This window comes from Pseudomonas sp. NFX98 (assembly GCF_047784845.1).
Lineage (GTDB): Bacteria > Pseudomonadota > Gammaproteobacteria > Pseudomonadales > Pseudomonadaceae > Aquipseudomonas.
In genome coordinates this window covers 339,154-363,146 of sequence record NZ_JBLNNF010000001.1, presented here as the reverse complement: position 1 = coordinate 363,146, position 23,993 = coordinate 339,154, and the positions used below count along the sequence as shown (strand labels likewise).

At 58.0% G+C, this 23,993-nt stretch carries 24 protein-coding genes; 12 read left to right on the top strand and 12 right to left on the bottom strand.

All coding sequences use genetic code 11. The annotated features are described in order from the left end of the window. The first annotated feature begins 13 nt into the window (after positions 1 to 13). Positions 14 to 1,231 (top strand): argininosuccinate synthase, encoded by a 1,218-nt coding sequence (locus ACM110_RS01645; RefSeq protein WP_008032151.1) that lies wholly within the window; start codon positions 14 to 16, stop codon positions 1,229 to 1,231. Between the two features lie 84 nt (positions 1,232 to 1,315). Here the strand turns inward: ACM110_RS01645 and ACM110_RS01640 are convergent, their stop codons facing one another. Next, on the bottom strand, positions 1,316 to 1,960 hold the full coding sequence (locus tag ACM110_RS01640; RefSeq protein WP_416126287.1) for a hypothetical protein: 645 nt from the start codon (positions 1,958 to 1,960) through the stop codon (positions 1,316 to 1,318). A 519-nt stretch (positions 1,961 to 2,479) separates the two neighbouring features. Between ACM110_RS01640 and ACM110_RS01635 the strand changes: the two genes are divergently transcribed. Next, positions 2,480 to 3,106 (top strand): response regulator transcription factor, encoded by a 627-nt coding sequence (locus ACM110_RS01635; protein ID WP_338582775.1) that lies wholly within the window; start codon positions 2,480 to 2,482, stop codon positions 3,104 to 3,106. 89 nt (positions 3,107 to 3,195) lie between these two features. Here ACM110_RS01635 and ACM110_RS01630 read toward each other — a convergent pair whose 3' ends face one another. The 8 genes from ACM110_RS01630 to metG form a co-directional block, all read right to left on the bottom strand. Further along, entirely contained in the window at positions 3,196 to 3,375 is a 180-nt protein-coding gene (locus ACM110_RS01630; protein WP_416126286.1) for a PA3496 family putative envelope integrity protein, read from the bottom strand. Positions 3,376 to 3,481: 106 nt separating this feature from the next. Next, positions 3,482 to 4,120 carry an endonuclease III gene (nth, locus tag ACM110_RS01625; protein ID WP_416126285.1) on the bottom strand — a complete coding sequence of 213 codons (639 nt, stop codon included), beginning with the start codon at positions 4,118 to 4,120 and terminating at the stop codon, positions 3,482 to 3,484. Positions 4,121 to 4,145: 25 nt separating this feature from the next. Then, complete coding sequence (locus ACM110_RS01620) at positions 4,146 to 4,733, bottom strand: Rnf-Nqr domain containing protein (RefSeq protein WP_416126284.1); 588 nt, start codon at positions 4,731 to 4,733, stop codon at positions 4,146 to 4,148. After that, on the bottom strand, positions 4,726 to 5,337 hold the full coding sequence (locus ACM110_RS01615) for an RnfABCDGE type electron transport complex subunit G (RefSeq protein WP_416126283.1): 612 nt from the start codon (positions 5,335 to 5,337) through the stop codon (positions 4,726 to 4,728). Before ACM110_RS01615 ends, ACM110_RS01620 begins: the two co-directional genes overlap by 8 nt. After that, the gene (locus tag ACM110_RS01610; protein WP_416126282.1) at positions 5,334 to 6,320 is read right to left on the bottom strand and encodes an RnfABCDGE type electron transport complex subunit D; all 987 of its coding nucleotides are present in this window, start codon (positions 6,318 to 6,320) and stop codon (positions 5,334 to 5,336) included. Before ACM110_RS01610 ends, ACM110_RS01615 begins: the two co-directional genes overlap by 4 nt. After that, a complete protein-coding gene (gene rsxB / locus ACM110_RS01605) occupies positions 6,307 to 7,323 on the bottom strand; it encodes an electron transport complex subunit RsxB (RefSeq protein ID WP_416126281.1) in 1,017 nt (338 codons plus the stop codon). The genes ACM110_RS01610 and rsxB overlap by 14 nt, the downstream gene beginning before the upstream one ends. Then, positions 7,320 to 7,889 carry an electron transport complex protein RnfA gene (locus ACM110_RS01600; protein ID WP_416126280.1) on the bottom strand — a complete coding sequence of 190 codons (570 nt, stop codon included), beginning with the start codon at positions 7,887 to 7,889 and terminating at the stop codon, positions 7,320 to 7,322. The genes rsxB and ACM110_RS01600 overlap by 4 nt, the downstream gene beginning before the upstream one ends. 192 nt (positions 7,890 to 8,081) lie before the next feature. Next, positions 8,082 to 10,133, bottom strand: coding sequence for a methionine--tRNA ligase (gene metG / locus ACM110_RS01595; protein ID WP_416126279.1), 2,052 nt, complete (start codon positions 10,131 to 10,133; stop codon positions 8,082 to 8,084). 230 nt (positions 10,134 to 10,363) lie between these two features. Between metG and apbC the strand changes: the two genes are divergently transcribed. Further along, positions 10,364 to 11,458 carry an iron-sulfur cluster carrier protein ApbC gene (gene apbC, locus ACM110_RS01590; protein WP_416126278.1) on the top strand — a complete coding sequence of 365 codons (1,095 nt, stop codon included), beginning with the start codon at positions 10,364 to 10,366 and terminating at the stop codon, positions 11,456 to 11,458. Between the two features lie 116 nt (positions 11,459 to 11,574). Here apbC and ACM110_RS01585 read toward each other — a convergent pair whose 3' ends face one another. Beyond that, a complete protein-coding gene (locus tag ACM110_RS01585; protein ID WP_416126277.1) occupies positions 11,575 to 12,333 on the bottom strand; it encodes an SDR family oxidoreductase in 759 nt (252 codons plus the stop codon). 163 nt (positions 12,334 to 12,496) lie between these two features. Between ACM110_RS01585 and ACM110_RS01580 the strand changes: the two genes are divergently transcribed. The 4 genes from ACM110_RS01580 (at position 12,497) to groL (ending at position 16,008) form a co-directional block, all read left to right on the top strand. Next, entirely contained in the window at positions 12,497 to 13,228 is a 732-nt protein-coding gene (locus tag ACM110_RS01580) for a HugZ family protein (protein ID WP_416126276.1), read from the top strand. Positions 13,229 to 13,294: 66 nt separating this feature from the next. Further along, positions 13,295 to 13,771: an FxsA family protein gene (locus tag ACM110_RS01575; RefSeq protein ID WP_416126275.1), complete on the top strand. Its 477-nt coding sequence runs from the start codon at positions 13,295 to 13,297 to the stop codon at positions 13,769 to 13,771. 247 nt (positions 13,772 to 14,018) lie between these two features. Continuing rightward, a complete protein-coding gene (locus ACM110_RS01570; protein WP_338582752.1) occupies positions 14,019 to 14,312 on the top strand; it encodes a co-chaperone GroES in 294 nt (97 codons plus the stop codon). Between the two features lie 49 nt (positions 14,313 to 14,361). Next, positions 14,362 to 16,008, top strand: coding sequence for a chaperonin GroEL (groL, locus tag ACM110_RS01565; protein WP_338582751.1), 1,647 nt, complete (start codon positions 14,362 to 14,364; stop codon positions 16,006 to 16,008). 120 nt (positions 16,009 to 16,128) lie between these two features. Here the strand turns inward: groL and ACM110_RS01560 are convergent, their stop codons facing one another. Then, positions 16,129 to 16,872: a phosphatase PAP2 family protein gene (locus tag ACM110_RS01560; RefSeq protein WP_416126274.1), complete on the bottom strand. Its 744-nt coding sequence runs from the start codon at positions 16,870 to 16,872 to the stop codon at positions 16,129 to 16,131. 218 nt (positions 16,873 to 17,090) lie between these two features. Between ACM110_RS01560 and colR the strand changes: the two genes are divergently transcribed. The 5 genes from colR to ACM110_RS01535 all read left to right on the top strand — a co-directional run bounded on the left by colR (position 17,091) and on the right by ACM110_RS01535 (position 20,802). Beyond that, on the top strand, positions 17,091 to 17,774 hold the full coding sequence (colR, locus tag ACM110_RS01555; protein WP_128872610.1) for a two-component system response regulator ColR: 684 nt from the start codon (positions 17,091 to 17,093) through the stop codon (positions 17,772 to 17,774). Next, positions 17,764 to 19,038, top strand: coding sequence for a sensor histidine kinase (locus ACM110_RS01550; RefSeq protein ID WP_416126273.1), 1,275 nt, complete (start codon positions 17,764 to 17,766; stop codon positions 19,036 to 19,038). Before colR ends, ACM110_RS01550 begins: the two co-directional genes overlap by 11 nt. 150 nt (positions 19,039 to 19,188) lie before the next feature. Then, positions 19,189 to 19,857 carry a class I SAM-dependent methyltransferase gene (locus ACM110_RS01545; RefSeq protein WP_416126272.1) on the top strand — a complete coding sequence of 223 codons (669 nt, stop codon included), beginning with the start codon at positions 19,189 to 19,191 and terminating at the stop codon, positions 19,855 to 19,857. 4 nt (positions 19,858 to 19,861) lie between these two features. Continuing rightward, entirely contained in the window at positions 19,862 to 20,575 is a 714-nt protein-coding gene (locus tag ACM110_RS01540) for a lipopolysaccharide kinase InaA family protein (protein ID WP_416126271.1), read from the top strand. A 2-nt stretch (positions 20,576 to 20,577) separates the two neighbouring features. Further along, complete coding sequence (locus ACM110_RS01535; RefSeq protein WP_416126270.1) at positions 20,578 to 20,802, top strand: hypothetical protein; 225 nt, start codon at positions 20,578 to 20,580, stop codon at positions 20,800 to 20,802. A gap of 147 nt (positions 20,803 to 20,949) precedes the next feature. Here ACM110_RS01535 and ACM110_RS01530 read toward each other — a convergent pair whose 3' ends face one another. Next, the gene (locus ACM110_RS01530; protein WP_416126269.1) at positions 20,950 to 23,979 is read right to left on the bottom strand and encodes a multidrug efflux RND transporter permease subunit; all 3,030 of its coding nucleotides are present in this window, start codon (positions 23,977 to 23,979) and stop codon (positions 20,950 to 20,952) included. Positions 23,980 to 23,993: the final 14 nt, after the last annotated feature.

Below are 23,993 nucleotides of genomic sequence, written 5' to 3'. Positions count from 1 at the left end.
GTGGAGTGATGGCATGGCGGACGTAAACAAGGTCGTTCTGGCGTATTCCGGCGGCCTGGACACTTCGGTGATCCTCAAGTGGCTGCAGGATACTTATAACTGTGAAGTCGTGACCTTCACCGCTGACCTGGGTCAGGGCGAAGAGGTCGAACCGGCACGCGCCAAGGCTCAGGCCATGGGCGTCAAAGAAATCTACATCGACGACCTGCGCGAAGAGTTCGTGCGCGATTTCGTGTTCCCGATGTTCCGCGCCAATACCGTTTACGAAGGCGAGTACCTGCTGGGTACTTCCATCGCTCGTCCGTTGATCGCCAAACGCCTGATCGAAATCGCCAACGAAACCGGCGCTGACGCCATTTCCCACGGCGCCACCGGCAAGGGTAACGACCAGGTTCGTTTCGAACTGGGCGCCTACGCCTTGAAACCAGGTGTGAAAGTGATCGCTCCGTGGCGCGAATGGGACCTGCTGTCCCGTGAGAAGCTGATGGATTACGCTGAAAAGCACGCGATCCCGATCGAGCGCCACGGCAAGAAAAAATCCCCGTACTCGATGGATGCCAACCTGCTGCACATCTCCTATGAAGGCGGCGTGCTGGAAGACACCTGGACCGAGCACGAAGAAGACATGTGGAAATGGACCGTCTCCCCGGAGAAGGCTCCTGACAAAGCGCAGTACCTGGAACTGACCTACCGCAACGGCGACATCGTCGCACTGGACGGCGTCGAAATGACCCCGGCCACCGTGCTGGCGACCCTGAACCGTATCGGTGGCGAACACGGTATCGGTCGTCTGGACATCGTCGAGAACCGTTACGTGGGCATGAAGTCCCGTGGCTGCTACGAAACCCCAGGCGGCACCATCATGCTGCGCGCCCACCGTGCGATCGAATCGATCACCCTGGACCGCGAAGTGGCTCACCTCAAAGACGAGCTGATGCCGAAGTACGCCAGCCTGATCTACACCGGTTACTGGTGGAGCCCTGAGCGTCTGATGCTGCAACAGATGATCGATGCGTCCCAGGCGCATGTGAACGGCGTCGTGCGCCTGAAGCTGTACAAGGGCAATGTGATCGTCACCGGTCGCAAGTCCGATGAATCGTTGTTCGACGCCAACATTGCCACCTTCGAAGAAGATGGTGGCGCCTACAACCAGGCCGACGCAGCGGGCTTCATCAAGCTCAACGCGCTGCGCATGCGCATCGCCGCCAACAAAGGCCGCAAGCTGTTCTAAGGCCTTGAGCGGGTAATGGATGGGTGGCCTCGTCATCGACGAGGCCACCGATCTGAAAGCGTTTTTCCTGTCGATTGTTATGGGTCAGTCGCAGCACTGATCAATCACCGTCATCCCATGTGAGCTCAAATTGTAAACAACGCAGAAAGTGGCGCTGCCGCGTTTCTTTGCCTGTTTTGAGTATTTGAGCGCGCATTCTTTAAGTAGATCTTCTGATTTCACGCCTGTGAGAAACAGAAAAACGTGAGCCTTTCTTTCCTGTAGTTCCTGTGTATTTTCCAGCAATGTGCTGAATTCCACTTTTTTGCTCATCCCGCGGGCATCAATGATGTACAGCTCCTCCAGTGACTCGAGCAACCGGATGTGATTCTTAACCGAGCGCGAATTTTGTACATCGATCTCGACTGGCGGGGCTTGTGCAGTACAAGGACGGGGCGGTCGACGGTCTCTCATAGACCTGTTGCGACTTACCGTATCCCCCAAGACTTTTATGAAGTTTTTTCCCTTGTCGAAGTCTGAAGGTGCGTACAGCGATCGATAGTTGAAGTTGAGCGTGGCGAAAAACAGAAGCAGCAAATAAAAAGGAAAAGTGATCAGGAACCAGACGTAGATTTCCCGCTCTTTATTATCCAGAAAGGGTAGTGAAACGGCTGCGGAAGTTTCGGATAGCGTCGCAAATATCGCGATAACAGTAATGGGGTTGGTGATTCTCTTTTGGGTTTTTATCATGTTGTCTACTCATGTGTTTTTGTCTTTTCTCGAAGATTGAATAAAGGGTGACATTTGGTTTGTGGGTGTTTTGGTTTGAGTGTGGATTATAAATATACATTGCTTGGGTGTTGCTTGTTTTTGGTCCTCTGTTAATCATTGTTCAGTTTTTATTTTTCGCTGTAAGACTATGTGGATACTTTGTGTGTGATATTTCTGTTTTAAATCCAGGCTTCGAAAATAGCCGTTACTTTTAGGTTGGCTTTCATGCTGAAGATTCGTTGAATTGCAGCTGAGGAGTCCGCTGTTAAGAGTTTTTAGTTGTAAATCGATACAAAAAACTTCCTGAAAAATGCGCTTGCGTCGCACTGAAACAGTTTTCGTTACGCTGAGTTCGAGGAGTTTTTGTAAGATTAATCCGTGATATTTGTAGGGAATGTCTCTCGGTGAGGGTGACCGGGGGGAGCGGCATGCCATGGGGGAAACGACTAGGCTATTGTGCGGGCTCTAAAAATTCGAACAGCGAAATTGGACTTGCCCATGAATAAAGTGCTGATCGTGGATGATCACCCCGTCATTCGTCTTGCGGTACGTATGCTGATGGAGCGTCATGGCTACGAGGTCATCGCAGAAACGGATAATGGCGTGGATGCATTGCAACTTGCCCGTGAACATATGCCAGATATAGTCATTCTGGATATAGGAATACCGAAACTGGATGGGCTGGAAGTTATTGCACGACTGTCCTCGGCAGCGATGCCCATGAAAGTTCTGATATTGACTTCACAGGCGCCGGGGCATTTTTCCATGCGTTGCATGCAGTCGGGGGCCGCCGGCTATGTCTGCAAGCAACAGGATCTGACTGAGTTGCTCAGTGCAATAAAAGCGGTTTTGTCCGGCTACAGTTACTTTCCCAATCAAGCCTTGCATACCGTACGTGCCAGTCTGGGGAATGCGAGTGAAGCCGATATGGTGGATCGTCTGTCAGGACGAGAGATGATGGTTCTCCAACAGTTGGCCAGGGGTAAGACCAATAAGGAAATTGCCGATGGAATGTTCCTCAGCAACAAAACCGTCAGTACTTACAAGACCCGATTGCTGTTGAAGTTGAATGCGCGTTCGCTGGTCGATCTGATTGAGTTGGCTCAACGCAACGGCTTAGTGTGAATTTATCTGCATTGTCGATTCGCGATGAACGGGCATTTATTGCGGTTCGGCACAAAGAAAAAAGCCTCCGTTTCGGGAGGCTTCAGGTGTCATAAATCAAAGTCGTAATCGGCCAATTGCTTTTGCAGTCGGCGCTCCTCCAGCAGGTTGTCGATGGTACGGCGTTTGCTCAGGTTGGTTTTTGCTACCTCAACCACAGGTTCGGCTTCAGCATCCTCAACGGGGGTGAAGTCATCCTCTACGTCCATTTGCTCTTTGCCAGTGCTCATTTAGTTACTCCAGGCTAAGGCTGCCTTTGGGGCTCCTTATATCGACAATCTCCCGGCGGGTAAAAAAGATTTTTTCAATCGATAAATCAATAAATCCAATAGTGGCTCAATCGTCCGAGGTCTTGTGCTTGTATTCGCACAAGTCTTCGATCCGGCAACTGCCGCAGCGAGGCTTGCGGGCCAGGCAAACGTAGCGTCCGTGAAGGATCAACCAGTGGTGGGAATCAAGCAGGTATTCCTTGGGCACGAACTTCATCAGTTTTTTCTCGACCTCGACCACATTTTTGCCAGGCGCAATGCCGGTGCGGTTGCTGACCCGGAAAATGTGGGTGTCCACGGCCATGGTCAACTGGCGGAATGCGGTATTGAGCACCACGTTGGCGGTCTTGCGGCCTACGCCGGGCAGGGCTTCCAGTTCTTCACGAGTCTGCGGCACTTCACCGGCATGACGCTCCACCAGCAAGCGGCAGGTCTCGATGACGTTTTTCGCTTTGCTGTTGAACAGCCCGATGGTCTTGATGTATTCCGACAAACCTTCGACACCCAAGGCATGGATTGCCGCAGGAGTATTGGCGACCGGGTACAGTTTTGCCGTGGCCTTGTTGACGCCGACATCGGTCGATTGCGCCGAGAGAATCACCGCAATCAGCAATTCAAACGGAGAGGAATAGGCCAGTTCGGTCTTCGGTTCCGGGTTGTCTTCATGCAACCTGCGGAAAATTTCCAGACGTTTTGCGGCATTCATGGGCAGTGCGTTTCCTCGAAGGCAGTCAGTTTGAAGGTGTCGGGTGGTGCCAGGCTTGCCATCCGGCAATCAGCAATCCCAGCAGAATGAAACCACCGGGGGCCAGCGTGGCGAGAGGCAAGCCACCGTCGTCGGTCAGCATCCAGCCTTGCCATTGCGCTTGCGTCGCAGCGACCAGCCACGGTAGATGATTGCCGAGTGTGCCGTAACCCACGAGTTCGCGGAGTAGGCCCAGGCCCACCATCAATCCGCCGAACAGGCCGCACAGGCGTAGACGATCTCGCCAGGTGCTTTGAAAGAATCCGCTGTGTTCCAGCAATACGCATTGCAGGGCAATCAATGCTGCGTAGATCCCCACCTGTTGATACCATTGCAGCGACCAGACTTGCGCGCCGAGTTCGGCGCAACTGGTCAGTGTTGCCGCGAGCAATACGCTTGCCGGCAAATAATTCGCGGGAAGCAGCCGCGCTCGCAAGGCATTCATGCCCAGGCCAAAAACACTGATCACGACAATGAACATCAGCCACAGGCCCAGAGCGCTCACCAGTGACCCGGTAGCGCCGATGAGTGGCGCGAGCATCAGTGAGTTCTGCAATGGCGATGATTTACTCAAGGGAAGCGCTCCCGAGCAGTTGTTGCCGGTGTTCATCAAAGTAGCGCAGTGCGTCGTGGGTGGCGTTGATCACGGCTCTTGAAGTGATGGTCGCCCCGGCAATCTGGTCGAACTGTCCCTGATCCTTTTTCAAGGCCCAGCCTTTGTCGTCAGGATCCGTTCTGGACTTGCCGGAAAGCGCTTGAAGCCACGCGTTGGGCCAGTCGGCGATTCGCGCGCCGAGCCCCTGGGTTTCGGTTTGCTTGAGGGTTTTGACGCCAATCAGCCTGCCATTGAGATCGATGGCGATCAGCAAGTCGATGGTGCCTGCGTAACCCACGGTCTGGCTGCGCAACAACACGGCGTAAGCCTGGTTGGCCTTGGTCGCCCGGTAGCCCGCTATCAGCGTGCTGTTGCCCAGTGCGGTGTTTTCGAGTGTGAGCGGTTGCTCCAGCGGCTGATTGTCGTAGCTGTCGGGCGGCAGCAGGTCCAGCAGGTTGCGACTGTCGATCAGGCGCTGCTCGGCCGCGATCCGTGGCGCGCTGTTGTGTTGCGCCAGATAGCTCAGGCCAATCCCGAGGATGGTCAGTAACGCCAGGATGGCAACGCTCGACGCTCGGCTCATGGCGCAATCTGCTCCTGCCTGGCGGCAAAGAATCGATCAAGCGCCGGTACACAGAGGTTCATCAACAGCACGGCAAAAGCCACGCCGTCCGGATAGCCGCCCCACGTACGAATCAGATAGGTCAGCAGCCCGACGCCAATGCCAAACAGCAGACGCGCACCCGGGCTTTTGGCGCCCGATACCGGTTCCGTAACGATAAAGAACGCACCGAGCATGCTGGCGCCGGTGAGAAGATGAAACAACGGTGAGCCATGGGAATCGGAGCCCGAACCGTTCCAGCACAACAGACTGATGATGAACAGGCTGGCAAGCATGCCGACCGGCGCATGCCAGCTGAACACTCGTCGTTGCAGCAGAAATGCACCACCCGCGAGAAAGGCCAGATTCACCCATTCCACGCCATGGCCGCCGAAGCGCCCAAACGCCGGATTCGCCGCGAACAGCTCATCCATGGTCAGGCTTTTGTTGATTCGCAGACTGTCCAGTGCGGTGGCCCGGACCCAGGCGTCCGGGTTTTCGCCGAAACCGAACACTTGTTGGATACCGCCCGACAGATCCATGCCATGGGACGCTGGCCAGTGGGTCATTTGTTGCGGAAACGCCACCATCACCAAGGCAAAACCGAGCATCGCCGGATTGAACGGATTACTGCCGACGCCGCCATACAGATGCTTACCGAAAAGCATGGCCGAGGCAGCGGCACTGACGGTCAGCCACCACGGGCAGTAAGGTGGCAAGGCCAATGCCAGCAGTGTGGCGCTGACGAGAGCGCTGCCGTCGATCAACGTCGGCTTGAGCGCGCGCTTGCGCAATCGCAGCACCGCCGCTTCAGCCGCCAGCGCACCGGTGCCTGCCAGGATCAGGTTGATAAGCACGCCCCAACCGTAAAACCAGAACAACGCCAGCATGCCTGGCAGCGTCGCCAGCAGAACCAGTTTCATGGCCTGCTGCAGACGCTCGTCGACCGATTCAAGGGGCAGCATGGGCGTCCACCTGGCGTTCGGCTTCGCGCAGTGCCTGTTCCAGGGCTTCGATCTGCTCGGCGGGTGCTTCGCTGGTCTGGGCTTTCTTCAGCTCGGCTCGGCGCATGGCCAATTGGATCTTCGCCCGTTTCAGCTCGGCATCCTTCGTTGGCGCTGGCGCAGAAACGGGCGCCGGTGCTGGTGGCGTGGTGCTTTCCAGCTGCGCCAGGGCTTGTTCGGCGGCTTCAAACTGTTGTTGCAGGACAATCAGCTGCGACTGCTGTTCGAAGGTCGGCGGATGGCCGAACGCCTTGAGCGATTTGGTCAGTTGCGCGCGGCTCATGGCCACATCGATCTTGGCTTTTTTCAACGCCGCATCGGCATTGGCGACCTTCTGAGCGCGGACGCGCTCTAGGGCTGCCTGCACCGGGTCGAGCTTCACTTCGCTAGGTTGGGCGGCACGTTGTGCACGGGCTTCGCGCTCGGCGGCTTTTTGTTGTTCCTCGCGCCGCAAACGGGCGTTGCGTTGCTCGAAACGGTCCCGCGCGTGATTGCGTTTGGCAGCGCGGGCGCGGTGCTCTTCAAGACTGAACGCCAGGCCACCGACAATCGGCAGCACTGTGGCCGTTGGCAGCGGATGCATTTCGATGCAGTCCACCGGGCACGGCGCCACGCAGAGGTCACAACCGGTGCACTCGTCGATGATCACCGTGTGCATCAACTTGGCCGCACCGACGATGGCGTCTATCGGGCAGGCCTGAATGCATTTGGTGCAGCCGATGCACTCGGCCTCGCGGATGTAGGCAATTTGCGCCGGAGCAGAACCACGGCTGACATCCAGTTCCAGCACCGGCACGTTCAGCAGTTCGGCCAGGGCGTTGATGGTTTCGTTGCCGCCCGGTGGACACTTGTTGATCGGCTCGCCGCTGGCGATGCCTTCGGCGTAGGGCTTGCATCCGGGATGACCGCACTTGCCGCATTGGGTCTGCGGCAAGAGCGCGTCGATGCGTTGAATCAGACTCATGTTTTGATCAGTCCGCTGAATCCGAGAAAGGCCACTGCGATCAGACCGGCGCCGATCAGATCGATCGGCAAGCCACGAAAGGGCAGGGGAACATCATTATCAAGTGTGCGCTGGCGCAGGTCGTTGAACAGGCTCAGCACCAGCCAGAAACCCAGCCCGGCACCGAGGCTGAGGGCTGCGGCGTGAAACAAACCACGGTCATCCTGGACGTTGAGCAACGCTACCCCAAGCACGCCCGCGTTGCCCAGCAGCAGCGGCCAAAGGCCTTCGAACGACAACTTCGAAAAGGCCTTTGAAAGCACCTTCAGTAGTGGGCCGATCAGCAAAACGCTCAGCGGCAGAAACACGAACAGACGCAGGGCTGTCAGATCCAGCGGCACCAGCAGCCACTGATAGAGCGCGTAGCCGAGCATGCCGGTGATCAGCATCAAACACGTGGTCGCGATACCCAGCGCATGGACCTGCCGCCGCTCGCTGGCCAACAGCGGATCGACGCCCAGCGGCCAGTGCAACACGAGGTTGTTGATCAAGGCTGTGCTGATGAGCGTAAGCAGTGCTTCGGTCATGATCGTCCATATCACATGCTGGATGAGACTGTAGGAGCTGCCACAGGCTGCGATCCTTGAAAAGCCAAGATCAAAAGATCGCAGCCTGCGGCAGCGCCTACAAGAAGCCAGACCTGATAGATAGTATGGGCCAGACATGAAAATCCCACAGTCGCACCAGGCACGACTGTGGGATCGGTTTACCGCAGAAACTTACTTGATGCGCTGACCAGGCTTGGCGCCGCTGTCAGGGCTCAGCAGGTAGATTTCTTCACCGCCAGGACCGGCCGCCATCACCATGCCTTCGGAGATGCCGAACTTCATTTTCCGTGGCTTGAGGTTGGCGATCATCATGGTCAGGCGACCATCTAGCTTGGACGGGTCCGGGTAAGCACTCTTGATGCCGGAGAACACATTGCGCGTCTCGTCGCCGATGTCGAGGGTCAGACGCAACAGCTTGTCGGCGCCCTCCACGTGCTCAGCCTTGACGATCAGTGCGACGCGCAAATCGACTGCCGCGAAAGTGTCGAACTCGATTTCCGGCGACAGCGGGTCCTTGGCCAGTTCGCCATTGCCGGCCGGGGCGGCTTCGCCGGTGTCGGTCTGGCTGGCGGTCAGGTCTTCTTTCGAAGCGTCGGTCATGGCTTGCACCTTGACCGGGTCGATTCGGGTCATCAACGGCTTGAACTCGTTCAGCTGATGGTTGCTGAGCAAGGTCGCGTGGTCGTTCCAGGTCAGTGGCGCGACGTTGAGGAACGCCTCGGCATCGGCGGCCAGCAGCGGCAGCACAGGCTTGAGGAAGATCACCAACTGACGGAACAGGTTAACGCCCGTGGCGCAGATGGCCTGGACTTCATCCTGCTTGCCTTCCTGCTTGTTCAGCGACCACGGTGCCTTGTCGGCGATCCAGGCGTTGGCGCGGTCGGCCAAGCCCATGATCTCGCGCATGGCACGAGCAAAGTCGCGGGCTTCATAGGCGTCGGCGATGCCTGGCGCGGCGGCCAGGAAGGCTTCGGTCAGTTCCGGCGCGGCGTTGGTGTCGACCATCACGCCGGCATTGCCTTTGTTGATGAACCCGGCGCAACGGCTGGCGATGTTGACGACTTTGCCCACCAGGTCGGAGTTGACCTTCTGCACGAAGTCTTCGAGGTTCAGGTCGAGGTCATCGACGCCACGACCCAGCTTGGCCGCGTAGTAGTAGCGCAGGTATTCCGGCGACAGGTGATCCAGGTAGGTCCGGGCCTTGATGAAGGTGCCACGGGATTTGGACATCTTCTGGCCGTTGACGGTCAGGTAGCCGTGCACGTTGATGCCGGTCGGCTTGCGGTAGCCCGCGCCTTCGAGCATGGCTGGCCAGAACAGGGCGTGGAAATTGACGATGTCCTTGCCGATGAAGTGATACAGCTCGGCGGTGGAGTCCTTACCCCAGAACGCGTCGAAGTCCAGCTCCGGCGTGCGGTTGCAGAGGTTCTTGAAGCTGGCCATGTAGCCGATCGGAGCGTCCAGCCAGACGTAGAAGTACTTGCCCGGCTCGTCAGGGATTTCGAAGCCGAAGTACGGCGCATCGCGGGAAATGTCCCACTGTTGCAGGCTTGCATCGAGCCATTCGGCGATCTTGTTGGCCACGGCGTCCTGCAACGTGCCGCTGCGGGTCCAGGTTTGCAGCATTTCCTGGAAGTCCGGCAACTTGAAGAAGAAGTGCTGGGAATCCTTGAGCACCGGGGTGGCGCCGGAGATCGCCGACTTCGGATCTTTCAGGTCGGTCGGTGCGTAGGTCGCGCCGCATTTTTCGCAGTTGTCGCCGTACTGGTCTTCGGTGCCGCATTTCGGGCAGGTGCCCTTGATGAAGCGGTCGGCCAGGAACATTTTCTTTTCCGGGTCGAAATACTGCGTGATCGAGCGCGTGGCGATGTGCCCGGCGTCGCGCAGCTTCAGGTAGATCTGGCTCGACAGCTCACGGTTTTCTTCGGCGTGAGTGGAGTGGAAGTTGTCGAAGTCCACCAGGAACTCGGCAAAGTCGGCGCTGTGTTCAGCCTGGACGTTGGCGATCAGTTGTTCCGGGGTGATGCCTTCTTTTTCCGCGCGCAGCATGATCGCCGAACCGTGGGCGTCGTCGGCGCAGACATAAATGCATTGGTTGCCGCGGTGCTTCTGGAAGCGCACCCACATATCGGTCTGGATGTATTCCAGCATATGGCCAAGGTGAATCGAACCATTGGCGTAGGGCAGGGCGCTGGTGACGAGGATCTTGCGTGGCTCGGACATGGGGCTCGGCTACTTGATGAAACGGAGGTCGGCCACTATAAAGCGGCGGCGCATATTTTTCACCCTGTGAGCCTGTTTCATTGGATGAACAGCGAGAGAAGATCAAAAGATCGCAGCCTTCGTCAGCTCCTGCAGGGAATCGGCGTACATCTGTAGGAGCTGCCGAAGGCTGCGATCTTTTAAGGTACGATAGCCGTCATCTTTTCCAAGTCCTGTTTTCGGAGTTGCCCATGAGCGCCGTCAATCGCGCAGCGGTGGAAGCCGTCCTTCGCCAATACACCGACCCTTACCTGAACCAGGACCCGGTCAGCGCCGGGTGCGTGCGCAACATTGAAATTCAGGGCGACCGCGTCAGCGTCCAGCTCGAATTGGGTTACGCCGCCGGTTTGTTCAAGAGCGGCTGGGCGCAGATGCTGCAAATGGCTATCGAAGGCCTCGACGGCGTAACGTCGGCCCGCGTCGACATCACCAGCGTCATTGCCGCGCACAAGGCCCAGGCGCAGATTCCTGGCCTGGCCAACGTCAAGAACGTGGTGGCCGTGGCTTCCGGCAAGGGTGGCGTGGGTAAATCCACCACCGCTGCCAACCTGGCATTGGCCCTGGCCCGCGAAGGCGCCAGGGTCGGGATTCTCGACGCAGACATCTACGGTCCGAGCCAAGGCATCATGTTCGGCATCCCGGAGCGCACCCGTCCTGAAATCAAGGACCAGAAGTGGTTTGTGCCACTCAAATCCCATGGCGTCGAAGTGATGTCCATGGCTTTCCTGACCGACGACAACACGCCGATGGTCTGGCGCGGGCCGATGGTTTCCGGCGCCTTGCTGCAACTGGTCACCCAAACCGCTTGGGGCGACCTGGACTATCTGGTTATCGACATGCCGCCAGGCACTGGCGATATCCAGCTGACCCTGGCGCAGAAAGTCCCGGTAGCCGGCGCCGTGATCGTCACCACACCACAAGACCTGGCGTTGCTCGACGCGCGCAAAGGCGTGGAAATGTTCCGCAAGGTCAACATTCCGGTGCTGGGCGTGGTGGAAAACATGGCCGTGCACATCTGCTCGAACTGCGGACATGCCGAGCATCTGTTCGGTGAGGGCGGCGGGGTGAAACTGGCCAACCAGTACGGCGTCGAGCTGCTGGCCTCGTTGCCGCTGGCTATGGCCATCCGCGAGCAGGCCGATGGCGGCAAGCCAACGGTGATCGCCGAGCCTGACAGCCCGATAGCGCTGGTATATCAGGAGCTGGCCCGCCACGTTGGCGCGCGGATCGTGTTGCAGGAAGCGTTGACGCCGGCGATGCCGAACATCAGCGTCAGCGACGATTGATTCGCGGCGTCTGTTAGAAGATCGCAGCCTCACTTCGCTCGACAGCTCCTACATGGATCGGCTTGCACCTGTAGGAGCTGTCGAGCGAAGCGAGGCTGCGATCTCTTGATTTTGCTTTAGATCCGCAACCCGCCATCCATCTCCAGAATCCGCCCGGTGTAATAGTCATTCTCGAAGATGTACGCCGCCGAATGGGCGATTTCGTCAGGCTTGCCCATGCGCTTGAGCGGAATCCCGGCCGTCATCTTTTCCAGCGCTTCAGGCTTCATGCCCAAGGTCATTTCGGTTTCGATGAAGCCTGGTGCGATGCCGGCCACGCGAATGCCGTAGCGCGCCAGTTCCTTGGCCCAGGTCACGGTCGCGGCGGCGACACCGGCCTTGGCGGCGGAGTAGTTGGTCTGACCGACGTTGCCAGCGCGGGAAATCGACGAGATATTGATGATCGCGCCGCTGTTGTTCAGCTCGACCATTTTCGCCGCGACTTCACGGGTGCACAGGAACACGCCGGTCAGGTTGACGTCGATCACCGCCTGCCACTGTGCCAGGCTCATCTTGGTCATTTCGCCGTCCTTGACCTTGAGCAGCAGACCGTCACGCAGGATCCCGGCGTTGTTGATCAGGCCGTGGATCGCGCCGAAGTCTTCAGCAACCTGGGCGACCATGTGCGTTACTTGCTCTTCATTGGCGACGTTGCACAGATAAGCGCGGGCTTCGACACCTTTGGCCTTGCAGGCTACTACCGTGTCGTCGAGTTTTTCCTGGTTCAGGTCGACCAGGGCCAGCTTCGCGCCTTTGCCCGCGAAATACTCGGCCATCGAGCGGCCTAAACCCTGGCAACCGCCAGTGATAATGATTACTTTGTCAGTGAGTTGCATTCGCATGCCCCGGTAGCAGGTCTGAGTGGTTTTCCTTAGAGAGCCTCTCGATCTGCACCTGACATGGCCTGGCTGCACATGAGAACTGCCCCGATGGCGTGCTGGGACTTTCCACCAGCAGCCCGTCCGTTTTTCTGACGGATTCTATATAAGGAGTCATAAATTGAGCGTTGAAGCGGCTAAGCATGCACGAGAATTGCTTCTCAAGGAATACCGTGGAGTGCTCTCGACGCACTCCAAATCAATGCCCGGTTTCCCGTTCGGTTCTGTGGTTCCGTACTGCCTGGACGAGCTGGGTCGGCCGCTGATCCTGATCAGCCGTATCGCCCAGCACACGCACAATCTGCAAAAAGACCCGAAATGCTCGTTGTTCGTGGGTGAGCGTGGGGCCGAGGATGTGCAAGCGGTTGGTCGCCTGACCTATCTGGCCGAGGCGCAGCAACTCGAAGGCGAGGAAGCAATCAACGCGGCCGCAGAACGTTACTACCGCTATTTCCCGGAGTCGCAGGGCTACCACAATGCCCATGATTTCGATTTCTGGGTGCTCACGCCGGTCCGTCACCGCTACATCGGTGGCTTCGGTGCGATTCACTGGGTCAATGAGCTGACGCTGGCCAATCCGTTTGCCGGCAAGGCTGAAATCAGCATGGTCGAGCACATGAACGCGGATCACGCCAAAGCCATTGCCCATTACGTGGACCTGGCGGGTTTGCCGAACACTTCGCCGGCGCAGATGGTCGGTATCGACACCGAAGGCATGCACCTGCGCATCGGTCAAAGCCTGCACTGGCTACCGTTTCAAGCGCCGTGTAATACGCCGACACAAGTTCGCGAAGCCTTGGTTTTCCTGGCTCACGCTGAACATTGGCCGAAAAATGAAGTGGCCGACGCTTGAATTCACGAAACGGCGACGTCATCTAAGGTGAACTGGCAAGGCATTCTTGCGTTGAGGAACCATTTGATGCGCCCTTTTTTGTTGCTCTTTCTGCTGTTCCCGGTGTTGGAGCTGTTCGTATTCGTCAAGGTGGCAGGGGCTATCGGGTTTTTCCCGGCCCTGCTGCTGATTATTCTCGGCTCGATGTTCGGCGTGTTCGTGCTGCGCATCGCCGGCCTGGCCACGGCACTGCGTGCCCGTGAAAGCCTGAACCGCGGCGAGTTGCCGGCCCAGACCTTGCTCGAAGGCCTGATGCTGGCGTTGGCCGGTGGCCTGTTGATCCTGCCGGGCTTCATCAGCGACGTGATCGGCCTGATCATGCTGCTGCCGATCAGCCGTCGGCTGCTGGCCAATAAAATGCGCCAGCGCGCCGAAGAGCAGGCGATCCGCCAACGGGCGTTCGCCGATGACCTCCAGGCCCGTGGCGGTCCTGCACCGCGCGAACCTCTGGGCCGTGAGCCCAATGTGATCGAAGGCGAGTTCGAACACCGCGATACCAAGTAACACCTCAGCGGCACGGCACCTTCGGGTGCCGTGTTCGTTTGCGGGGCATCGACATGAAATTTTTTCGATCCTCGCCCTTGTAATAAGCTTATGCGCCCTTATGTAACGGTCACCGCAAGGTTTCTGGCGCTCACGCCAGACAGACTTCCGCGGTTCGCTTGACGAACCGCACCCGGCACCGCCGGACTTTGTTAAACCCGCCGGGACTACACCGGCCGATGAAAACCACAATTAGGAGAGATCGACAATGAAGCTTCGTCCTCTGCATGACCGCGTCGTCATCCGTCGCAGCGAAGAAGAAAAGAAAACCGCTGGCGGTATCGTCCTGCCAGGTTCGGCTGCTGAAAAAGCCAACAGCGGTGAAATCCTCGCAGTCGGCACCGGCCGCGTACTGGAAAACGGTGAAGTGCGTGCACTGGCCGTTAAAGTTGGCGACAAGGTTGTGTTCGGTCCTTACTCCGGCAGCAACACTGTGAAAATCGACGGCGAAGACCTGCTGGTAATGAGCGAGAACGAAATCCTCGCTGTTATCGAAGGCTGATTACCCGCTCATTTTCCCGCGACTACAAAGTATTTAAGGAATATCGATCATGGCTGCTAAAGAAGTTCTGTTTGGCGATTCCGCCCGCAAGAAAATGCTCAAAGGCGTCAACGTCCTGGCTGACGCGGTAAAAGCGACCCTGGGCCCGAAAGGCCGTAACGTGATCATCGAGAAGAGCTTCGGCGCTCCGACCATCACCAAGGACGGCGTTTCCGTCGCCAAAGAAATCGAACTGGAAGACCGTTTCGAAAACATGGGCGCGCAGCTGGTCAAAGACGTTGCCTCCCGTGCCAACGATGACGCTGGTGACGGCACTACCACCGCTACCGTTCTGGCTCAGTCGATCGTCAACGAAGGCCTGAAAGCCGTCGCTGCCGGCATGAACCCGATGGACCTGAAGCGCGGCATCGACAAGGCGACCATCGCCATCGTCAAAGAGCTGAAAAACCTGTCCAAGCCATGCGCTGACACCAAGGCAATCGCTCAGGTTGGCACCATCTCCGCCAACTCCGACAACTCCATCGGCGACATCATTGCCGAAGCCATGGAAAAAGTCGGTAAAGAAGGCGTGATCACCGTTGAAGAAGGCACTGGCCTGGAAAACGAACTGTCGGTTGTAGAAGGCATGCAGTTCGACCGTGGCTACCTGTCCCCGTACTTCGTCAACAAGCCGGAAACCATGGTTGCCGAACTGGACAACCCACTGGTTCTGCTGGTCGACAAAAAGATCTCGAACATCCGCGAAATGCTGCCAGTGCTGGAAGCCGTTGCCAAAGCCGGCCGTCCACTGCTGATCGTTTCCGAAGACGTTGAAGGCGAAGCCCTGGCGACTCTGGTCGTGAACAACATGCGTGGCATCGTTAAAGTCGCGGCCGTCAAGGCTCCAGGCTTCGGCGACCGTCGCAAGGCCATGCTGCAGGACATCGCCGTTCTGACCGGCGGTACCGTTATCTCCGAAGAGATCGGCCTGAGCCTGGAAGCCGCTACCCTGGAAAACCTGGGCAGCGCCAAGCGCGTGACCATCTCCAAGGAAAACACCATCATCGTTGATGGTTCTGGCGTAGCCGGCGACATCGAGTCCCGCATTGCCCAGATCCGTGCACAGGTTGCCGAAACTTCCTCGGACTACGACCGTGAAAAACTGCAAGAGCGTCTGGCCAAGCTGTCCGGCGGCGTTGCAGTGATCAAGGTTGGCGCTGGTTCCGAAGTTGAAATGAAAGAGAAGAAAGCCCGCGTTGAAGACGCCCTGCACGCTACCCGTGCAGCCGTTGAAGAAGGCGTGGTACCTGGCGGTGGCGTTGCACTGATCCGTGCTCTGCAAACCCTGAACGATCTGAAAGGCGACAACGCTGATCAGGACGTGGGTATCGCTGTTCTGCGTCGTGCCGTTGAAGCACCGCTGCGTCAGATCGCTGCCAACAGCGGTGACGAGCCAAGCGTTGTGGTCAACGAAGTCAAGAACGGCAAAGGTAACTTCGGTTACAACGCTGCGACTGGCGAATACGGCGACATGATCGAAATGGGTATCCTGGACCCAACCAAGGTCACCCGTTCCGCTCTGCAAGCTGCATCGTCGATCGGCGGTCTGATCCTGACCACCGAAGCCGCTGTTGCTGATGCACCGAAGAAAGACGGCGGTGCTGGCGGCGGTATGCCAGACATGGGCGGTATGGGCGGCATGGGCGGCATGATGTAAGCCAGCCTTACCCCTGTACTAAAAACCCCGCCTGCGAAAGCAGGCGGGGTTTTTTATTGCCTCCATTTTGAGGGTCGCATCGATCCCTGTAGGAGCGAGCCTGCTCGCGATAGCGTCGGATCAGACGCTGACAGGCTCTGCATTTGCCTCAGGTTCAGCCTTCACAGCCGGCCGATAAAGAATCCAATAATACGACCCCAAACAAATCAGCCAGCAGAACACTGCCGTCCACACGTTGTGGGAGAAAAAGTGCGCACCCTGCATCATCCGCCCAATGGAAAACACCGTGCCCAGGGCGAAGGCAAAAACAAACGCCGATCGCGCCAGTTGCGGGCGACGGTCACGCAGCACAAAGAACAACGCAAACAGCGTGAACCCGGTTGCCGCATGCCCGCCCGGCCAGCAGCGGCCCGGTTTTTCCGTGGCCGGCCGAGGGCTCAGCAATTCACTGTAGGTTTCGTGGCCGCCGAACTGCTCAAGGCTCCACGGGCATTGCACCGCCGTCACCGCTTTCATCGGTGTGACAAAGGAAGTCGCCAAACCCAGGGACAACACCAGACAGCCCAATTCCCGTTTGAACGGCTTGAGCCTTGTCATGAAAAACGAGCCGGCAAAGCCAAGGATCGCAAACACCGAGAAAGCGATGACCACTTGTTTGGCGCGATCGTGCAGGACCGTTTCCAAAAAATAACTGTGTCGACCGATGAAATCCCCGGCGACCGGGTCGTAGAACAGCTTGGCCAGATCCATGTCCAGAGACGTCAGTTCGAGCAGCACCAGAATGATTGCCGCAACGGCAGGAACTCCAAGGCAAACCCAGAAGTTGAGCGGGCGAGAAGCGGGGCGGACAAGGGTCGAAGCCATGCGGGTTCCTTGGTTGGGAAAGTGTTCTGAAATGCGCAGCCGCGCAGAGTTTGAACCCGATCCTGTCGTCAACGTGTGAATCGATAGTGAAAAAGTCGTTAACCCTGCAAACGTTTGATTTCAGCCATTCCAGCCGCACGCAATCCTAGCCCTGAGCCACACTTGGCCTTAAGCTGCGCGGGCCAAGACGGCCGTTACTGCGTACGGAGAAGATGCCCATGCGAATTTTATTGGTTGAAGACAACCGCGATATCCTCGCCAATCTGGCCGATTACCTGGGGCTCAAAGGCTATACCGTGGATTGCGCACAGGACGGTTTGTCGGGCCTGCATCTGGCGGCCACCGAGCATTACGACCTGATCGTGCTCGACATCATGCTGCCCGGCATTGACGGCTACACACTGTGTAAACGTCTGCGCGAAGATGCCCGTCGCGACACCCCGGTCATCATGCTCACCGCCCGCGATCAACTGGACGACCGCTTGCAGGGCTTCAAGTCCGGTGCCGACGATTACCTGATCAAACCATTTGCCCTGTCTGAGTTGGCGGCGCGCATCGAGGCCGTCATGCGCCGTGCCCAAGGCGGCGGACGTCGCACCTTGCAAGTCGGCGACCTGAACTACGATTTAGACACGCTCGAAGTCACCCGCGAAGGCCGATTGCTCAAACTCAACCCGGTGGGATTGAAGCTGTTGGCGGTGCTGATGCAGAAAAGCCCTCACGTATTGCGCCGGGAAATTCTCGAAGAAGCGTTGTGGGGCGACGACTGCCCGGACAGCGACAGCCTGCGCAGCCACGTCCACCAGTTGCGTCAGGTGATCGACAAACCGTTCGCCAAACCGTTGCTGCAAACCGTGCACGGTGTGGGTTATCGCTTGGCCGAGGGGCGTGATGGAGTTTAAGCAGAGCCTTGCTCAACGGATCATCATTGCCTTTGCGCTGATGAGCGCACTGGTGGCGGGCGCCTTTGCCATGGGCATCGTCGCGACTGTGCACCTGGTGGAAGAAAAACTGATCTCGGCAGGCTTGGGCGGCGACTTGCAACGGCTGTTGCTGATGGACAACGTCTCCGACTGGAGCCATCGCCCGGAACCGGACCAGTTGTTCTATTTCAGCGGCGGACCGGGTGATTTCGAGCTGCCCAAGGATTTGCGCCATCTGGATTCGGGGTTTCACGAAGTCTTCCGCGAGCAGCTGTCGTACCACGCGATGGTCGAGATCGTCGATGGTCGGCGCTATGTGTTGCTGCAGGACCAGAGCGATTTCGAAGAGCGTGAACGTGTGCTGTTTGCCGTCGTCCTCGTCGGCTTCGTGCTCAGCCTGGCGTTGGCAGTTTTCCTCGGTTGGGTCCTCGCGCGCAAGGTGATGGCGCCGGTTGTACGGTTGGCCCGGCAGGTTCGTCATCGCGATCAGTTGCTGGGCTTGGCGCCGCCTCTGGCGCCGGACTATGCCGCCGATGAAGTGGGTGAACTGGCCGTGGCCTTCGATGCCACCCTCGGACGCCTGCGCCAGGCATTGACCCGGGAGCGATTGTTCACCAGCGATGTCAGCCACGAACTGCGCACGCCGTTGATGGTGTTGGCCAGTTCCTGCGAATTGCTGCTGGAAAACCCCGGCATCGATCAACGTGGTCGTGCACAGGTCGAGCGAATCGCCCGTGCCAGCGAAGAAATGCGCGAGCTGGTTCAAACTTTCCTGATGCTCGCCCGCGCTCAGCGTGAAGATGCCGGAATGTCACCGCAGCAAACGCTCAGCGGCGTGGCTGACGGCTTGATCGGTCAGTGGCGCGCGCCGATCGAGACCAAAGGCCTGACCCTGGTTTTTGATCCGGGCCAACCACAGAACATTCGCTATAACGCCACTTTCCTCAATGCAGTGATGGGAAACCTGCTGCGTAACGCACTGCACTACACCGAACGCGGGTTCATCCGACTAACCTTGACCGCCACGGGGTTCCTGGTCGAGGACAGCGGCGTGGGCATTCCCGAAGAGAAACGCGAGGCGATGTTCGAGCCGTTCGTGCGCGGCAATGAAAAACGTGGCGAAGGCCTGGGACTGGGATTGTCGTTGGTGCAACGGATCTGTGAAAACCAGGGCTGGAGCGTCAGCCTGACAAACATGGAGCCCCATGGCTGTCGTTTTGAGGTGCAGTTGCAGGCGTCTTAGTTGAATTTTCCCGGTTTGGTCTATGTTGTCTTGTAAAGCCTGGAAACACTTCAGGGTTTTACATGACAAATTTTTCACAATTGGATGACTTGGCACTGACATTGCGCTGCCTAAGGTGGATGCCATCAGAAGTGCAAGGAGACCTTGGTGATGGCCGGTCCAATCAAGCTGGATTTTTCCGAAAAATACGACGATCAACACGCGCAACGCTACCTGCGTAAACACCAGGATGGCCTTGGCCGTCGACTGTCCCATTGGCGCGATGAGCAGCTTGCGCGCAAAGCGCTGACGCTGATCGGTGAGCCGGGTCTGGTCCTCGATTTGCCCTGCGGCGCAGGACGATTCTGGCCGTTGCTGGCAGAAAAACCCAACCGGGTGATCATTGGCGCCGACAACTCCGAGTCCATGATCAAGATTGCTACGCAGGCACAACCCGCCGAAGTGGTCAAACGGGTACAACCCTTGCACACTTCTGCATTCGACATCGCCTTGCCTGATAACGCCGTCGACAGCATTTTCTGCATGCGTTTGCTCCATCACATCGGTGAAGCCGAGCATCGACTGGCCATTCTGCGCGAATTCGAACGCGTCACCCGCGACAGCGTTGTCCTTTCGCTGTGGGTCGACGGTAATTTCAAGGCGTGGAAACGCAAGCGCGCAGAGAGAACCCGTGGGCAGGAAGGTTACCAAAATCGTTTTGTGTTACCGGCTGTTACGGTAGAAAAGGAATTTGAACAAGCGGGTTTCAGAATTCAGGAACGTCTGGACTTTTTGCCGCTCTATGCCATGTGGCGAGTTTACGTATTACGCAAGAGGTAACAGGATGGCAGTGCAGTGTGCAGCAGGATCGAACGTCGTTTCCCAGGACCGCTTCGACTATTTCTGGAATCAGCGCGGTGAATGGGTAGAAGAGCCCAACGTCCGTCGCGGAGGAGAAAGTGGCGTGCAGCGCGTCGTGGGTAGCGATGGTCAGTTGCTCTACGCGAAGCGACAAACCGGCCATATCCACCGCAGCTTGCTGCACCCCTTCGGTCGGCCGACGGTGCTGCGCGAACGCGATGCGCTCACCGGTGTGAGTGCGCTGGGCGTGCGCGTTCCGGAAATCGTTTTTTGCGGGGCACAGCGGGATCCGGTGCACAAATGGCGCGCGTTGCTGGTCACCAAATCACTGGACGGCTTCGAAGAAATCGAACACTGGTACGCCGGTGGCGGCCGCGAGCGTCACGGTGAGGCGGTGCATGATCGAGTCCTGAAGGAGTTGGCGGACAACCTGGCGCGCATGCACAAGGGCCGTTGGCAGCACAGTTGCCTGTACATCAAGCACGTGTTCGTGCGTGTAACCGGTGAAGGTGAAGCCGCCACGGTTGAGGTCGCGTTGATCGATCTGGAGAAGTGCCGGCAGCGTCTGACCGCCCATCAGGCGGCCGCCCATGATATGAAGCAACTGCGTCGCCACTCGTCGTTCAGCCCTACGGATTGGGAAAAACTCGTCTACCTTTATAAGACGGCGTTTGGCAGCGCTATCAAAGGTTTATAGCAATGAAACTCGAAGTTGCGCGAGGTTTGTTTCTGGTAGGAGCCTTGGCAGTTGCTTCACTCGCGGTGGCTGCCTGGGAGCAGCCACGCACGCAAGTTCTCAGTTCAGCGAACGGCGATTATTGTCCATTGCCACGGGTTGCCAAAACAACCGTGGCTACCCAGCCCGACCATGATTTGTTGCTGTTCATGTTCGGTCTGTCTCAAGGAATGAGGCCGCAAAGTTGAACAGAATGAAGCCCAAATAAAAGGCCTCGCTGATGCGAGGCCTTTTTATTGTCGTTGTAGGAGCAAGGCTTGCCCGCGATGAACGATAACGCGGTGCTCCTGAAACACCGCGGCGCTCTTATCGCGAGCAGGCTCGCTCCTACAGGTTTATGTGGGTTTATCAGGCTTGGCCAGCAAGGTGTACACGCACGGCAACACAAACAAAGTGAACAACGTGCCGATCGACATGCCCGTCGCAATCACCGTACCGATATCAAACCGACTGACCGCCCCGGCACCCGTGGCGATGATCAACGGCACCATGCCGAATACCATCGCGGCGGTCGTCATCAACACGGGCCGCAGACGAATGGCCGCCGCTTCTTCTACGGCCTCGCGCGCTGTCAGGCCCTTGTCCTTGCGCAACTGGTTGGCGAATTCGACGATCAGGATGCCGTGCTTGCTGATCAACCCGATCAGCGTCACCAATCCGACCTGGGTGTAGATGTTCATGCTCGACCAGCCGAGGAACAGCGGTATCAATGCACCACAGATCGACAATGGCACCGTCACCAGAATCACCAACGGATCGCGGAAGCTTTCGAACTGGGCGGCCAGTACCAGGAAGATGATCGCCAATGCCAGGGCAAAGGTGACCCACAACGCACTGCCTTCCTGAACGTATTGTCGTGATGCACCGGCATAGTCGATTGCAAAACCCGCGGGCGCCTCTTCCCGGGCGATCTGGCGCACGGTATCGATGGCCTCGCCCATGCTGACCAGCGGCACACCTGAAAGGATCGCCGAGTTGAGTTGTTGAAACTGGTTCAGTTGCCGTGGCCGCGCCCGGTCGGTCACCGTAATCAACGTCGACAGGGCCAGGAGCTCACCCTGGGTGTTCTTCACGTAATAATTGTTCAGCCAGTCCGGGTTATCCCGGAAGGGGCGTTCAACCTGGGCAATGACCTTGTAACTGCGACCTTCGATGGTGAAACGGTTGATCTCCGCCTCACCCAGCAGGGTCGCCAGTGTTCCGCCGAGGTCCTGCATCGAAACGCCCATCTGCGCGGCCTTGGCGCGATCGATGTCCACCACCACCTCTGGCTTGTCGAAAGCCAGGTCAACGTCGACGAAAGCGAACTGACCGGATTCCATCGCGCGTTTCTTCACCCGGTCCATCACTTGCAGCAGCAACTCGTAATCGTTGGCGGTATTGATGACGAACTGGAAGGGCAGCCCCTCACCGGTGCCGGGTAATGAAGGCAGGTTGAAGCCAAAAATCTGCAGCCCCGGGATACTTTCAAGCTTGGCCTGAACATCGGGCAGGATCTGCATCTGCGTCCGGCTGCGCTCGTTCCACGGTTTGAGCAGGAAACCGCCAATCCCCGATTGCACGCCATTGAAACCGTTGATCTGGAACGAGGAGTAGTACTCGGGAAACGCCTTGAAGATCGAGATGAACTCGTCGGTGTAGGTGTTCAGGTAGTCGAGGTTGGTTGGTTGCGGGGCGTTGGCCATCATGAAGATGATGCCCTGGTCTTCGTCCGGCGCCAGTTCCGACTTGGTGAATTTGAGCAACACCGGAATCAGGCACAACACAATCACCGCAAATACCAGCACCACCGGCCGGGTATTGAGCGTGCCGTGCAGCATGCGTTGATATCGGCGTTTGAGGCCTTCGAAAATCATATCCAGGCGATGGGCCAAACCGCTGGGGTTTTCGTCGTGACGCAGCAAAAAGGCGCACATCATCGGCGACAGCGTCAGGGCTACGATGCCGGAAATCACCACGGCACCGGCAAGGGTCAGGGCGAATTCCTTGAACAGCGCCCCGGTAAGCCCCGTGAGGAAGCCGATCGGCGCATACACGGCCGCCAGGGTGATGGTCATCGAAACCACCGGCATGGCGATTTCCCGGGCGCCCTCGATGGCGGCGTCCATCGGTGTCTTGCCTTCCTCGATGTGGCGGTGGATGTTTTCCACCACCACAATCGCGTCATCCACCACCAGACCGATGGCCAACACCATCGCCAGCAGGGTCAGCAGGTTGATCGAGTAACCCATCATCTGCATGAAGAACATCACGCCGATCATCGACAGCGGGATGGTGACCACCGGGATCACCACCGAGCGCAGTGCACCGAGGAACAGGAACACCACCACGATCACGATCAGCACCGCTTCGAACAGGGTTTTCACCACTTCATCGATGGAAGCCTGGATGAACAGCGTGGCGTCGTAGGCGATTTCACCCTTGAGGTTCGGCGGCAGCTGGGCCTCAAGGTCCGGCATGATCTTGCGCACTTCCTTGATCACGTCGAGCGGGTTGGCGCCGGGCGTGGCCTTGATACCGATGTACACCGAGGGCGTACCGCCGAAGGAGCTGATGGTGTCGTAGTTCTCCGCGCCCATCTCAACCCGTGCCACATCGCGAAGCAACACACGACTGTCGCCGTCGACCTTCAGCGGGATCGCGGCGAAGGCCTCGGCGGACTTGAGTTCGGTGCTGGCGTTGATGCTGGTGACCACGTACTCGCCCTTCACCTCGCCGGCGGCGGAGAGGAAGTTGTACTGGCGCACCGCGTTGGTCACGTCGCTGGCGCTCAGGCCGAAACCGGCGAGTTTCACCGGGTCCAGCCACAGGCGCATGGCGAACACCTGGTTGCCGAGAATCTCGGCTTCGGCCATGCCCGGCAAGGTCGCCAGTTTTGGCTGGATCACCCGCGACAGGTAGTCGGTGATCTGTGGGTTGCTCAGTTCCTTACTGAAGAAACTGATGTACATCAGCGCCGAGGCGTCGGCGGCTTCCTTGCTCAGGACCGGGTCTTCGGCGTCCTGAGGCAACTGGTTCTTGACCTCGTTGGCCTTGGCCAACAGTTCGGTGAACAGCCGATCGCTGTTGGCGCCGATGCGCGCGTAGATCGATATCACCGAGAAATTCTGCCGACTGACCGAGGTCATGTAGTCGATGCCCTCGGCGCTGGCCAGGCTTTGCTGCATCGGCTGGGTGATGTAGCCCTGAATGGTTTCGGCGTTGGCCCCGGGGTACGCGGTGGTCACCGTGATCAGGGCGTTTTCCATTTGCGGGTATTGGCGCAGCGGCAACTTGCTCCAGGCTTGAAAGCCCAGCAGCACGATCAGCAGGCTGACCACGGTGGCGAGCACCGGGCGGCGGATGAACGGGTCAGTAAAAGCCATTGGAGGTTCCTTGA

Bases quoted from the DNA above. Each gene is read 5' to 3' on its own strand.
- ACM110_RS01645 (WP_008032151.1), top strand. From the start codon at position 14: ATGGCGGACGTAAACAAGGTCGTTCTGGCGTATTCCGGCGGCCTGGAC.
- ACM110_RS01640 (WP_416126287.1), bottom strand. From the start codon at position 1,960: ATGATAAAAACCCAAAAGAGAATCACCAACCCCATTACTGTTATCGCG.
- ACM110_RS01635 (WP_338582775.1), top strand. From the start codon at position 2,480: ATGAATAAAGTGCTGATCGTGGATGATCACCCCGTCATTCGTCTTGCG.
- ACM110_RS01630 (WP_416126286.1), bottom strand. From the start codon at position 3,375: ATGAGCACTGGCAAAGAGCAAATGGACGTAGAGGATGACTTCACCCCC.
- nth (WP_416126285.1), bottom strand. From the start codon at position 4,120: ATGAATGCCGCAAAACGTCTGGAAATTTTCCGCAGGTTGCATGAAGAC.
- ACM110_RS01615 (WP_416126283.1), bottom strand. From the start codon at position 5,337: ATGAGCCGAGCGTCGAGCGTTGCCATCCTGGCGTTACTGACCATCCTC.
- ACM110_RS01610 (WP_416126282.1), bottom strand. From the start codon at position 6,320: ATGCTGCCCCTTGAATCGGTCGACGAGCGTCTGCAGCAGGCCATGAAA.
- rsxB (WP_416126281.1), bottom strand. From the start codon at position 7,323: ATGAGTCTGATTCAACGCATCGACGCGCTCTTGCCGCAGACCCAATGC.
- ACM110_RS01600 (WP_416126280.1), bottom strand. From the start codon at position 7,889: ATGACCGAAGCACTGCTTACGCTCATCAGCACAGCCTTGATCAACAAC.
- metG (WP_416126279.1), bottom strand. From the start codon at position 10,133: ATGTCCGAGCCACGCAAGATCCTCGTCACCAGCGCCCTGCCCTACGCC.
- apbC (WP_416126278.1), top strand. From the start codon at position 10,364: ATGAGCGCCGTCAATCGCGCAGCGGTGGAAGCCGTCCTTCGCCAATAC.
- ACM110_RS01585 (WP_416126277.1), bottom strand. From the start codon at position 12,333: ATGCAACTCACTGACAAAGTAATCATTATCACTGGCGGTTGCCAGGGT.
- ACM110_RS01575 (WP_416126275.1), top strand. From the start codon at position 13,295: ATGCGCCCTTTTTTGTTGCTCTTTCTGCTGTTCCCGGTGTTGGAGCTG.
- ACM110_RS01570 (WP_338582752.1), top strand. From the start codon at position 14,019: ATGAAGCTTCGTCCTCTGCATGACCGCGTCGTCATCCGTCGCAGCGAA.
- groL (WP_338582751.1), top strand. From the start codon at position 14,362: ATGGCTGCTAAAGAAGTTCTGTTTGGCGATTCCGCCCGCAAGAAAATG.
- ACM110_RS01560 (WP_416126274.1), bottom strand. From the start codon at position 16,872: ATGGCTTCGACCCTTGTCCGCCCCGCTTCTCGCCCGCTCAACTTCTGG.
- colR (WP_128872610.1), top strand. From the start codon at position 17,091: ATGCGAATTTTATTGGTTGAAGACAACCGCGATATCCTCGCCAATCTG.
- ACM110_RS01550 (WP_416126273.1), top strand. From the start codon at position 17,764: ATGGAGTTTAAGCAGAGCCTTGCTCAACGGATCATCATTGCCTTTGCG.
- ACM110_RS01545 (WP_416126272.1), top strand. From the start codon at position 19,189: ATGGCCGGTCCAATCAAGCTGGATTTTTCCGAAAAATACGACGATCAA.
- ACM110_RS01540 (WP_416126271.1), top strand. From the start codon at position 19,862: ATGGCAGTGCAGTGTGCAGCAGGATCGAACGTCGTTTCCCAGGACCGC.
- ACM110_RS01535 (WP_416126270.1), top strand. From the start codon at position 20,578: ATGAAACTCGAAGTTGCGCGAGGTTTGTTTCTGGTAGGAGCCTTGGCA.
- ACM110_RS01530 (WP_416126269.1), bottom strand. From the start codon at position 23,979: ATGGCTTTTACTGACCCGTTCATCCGCCGCCCGGTGCTCGCCACCGTG.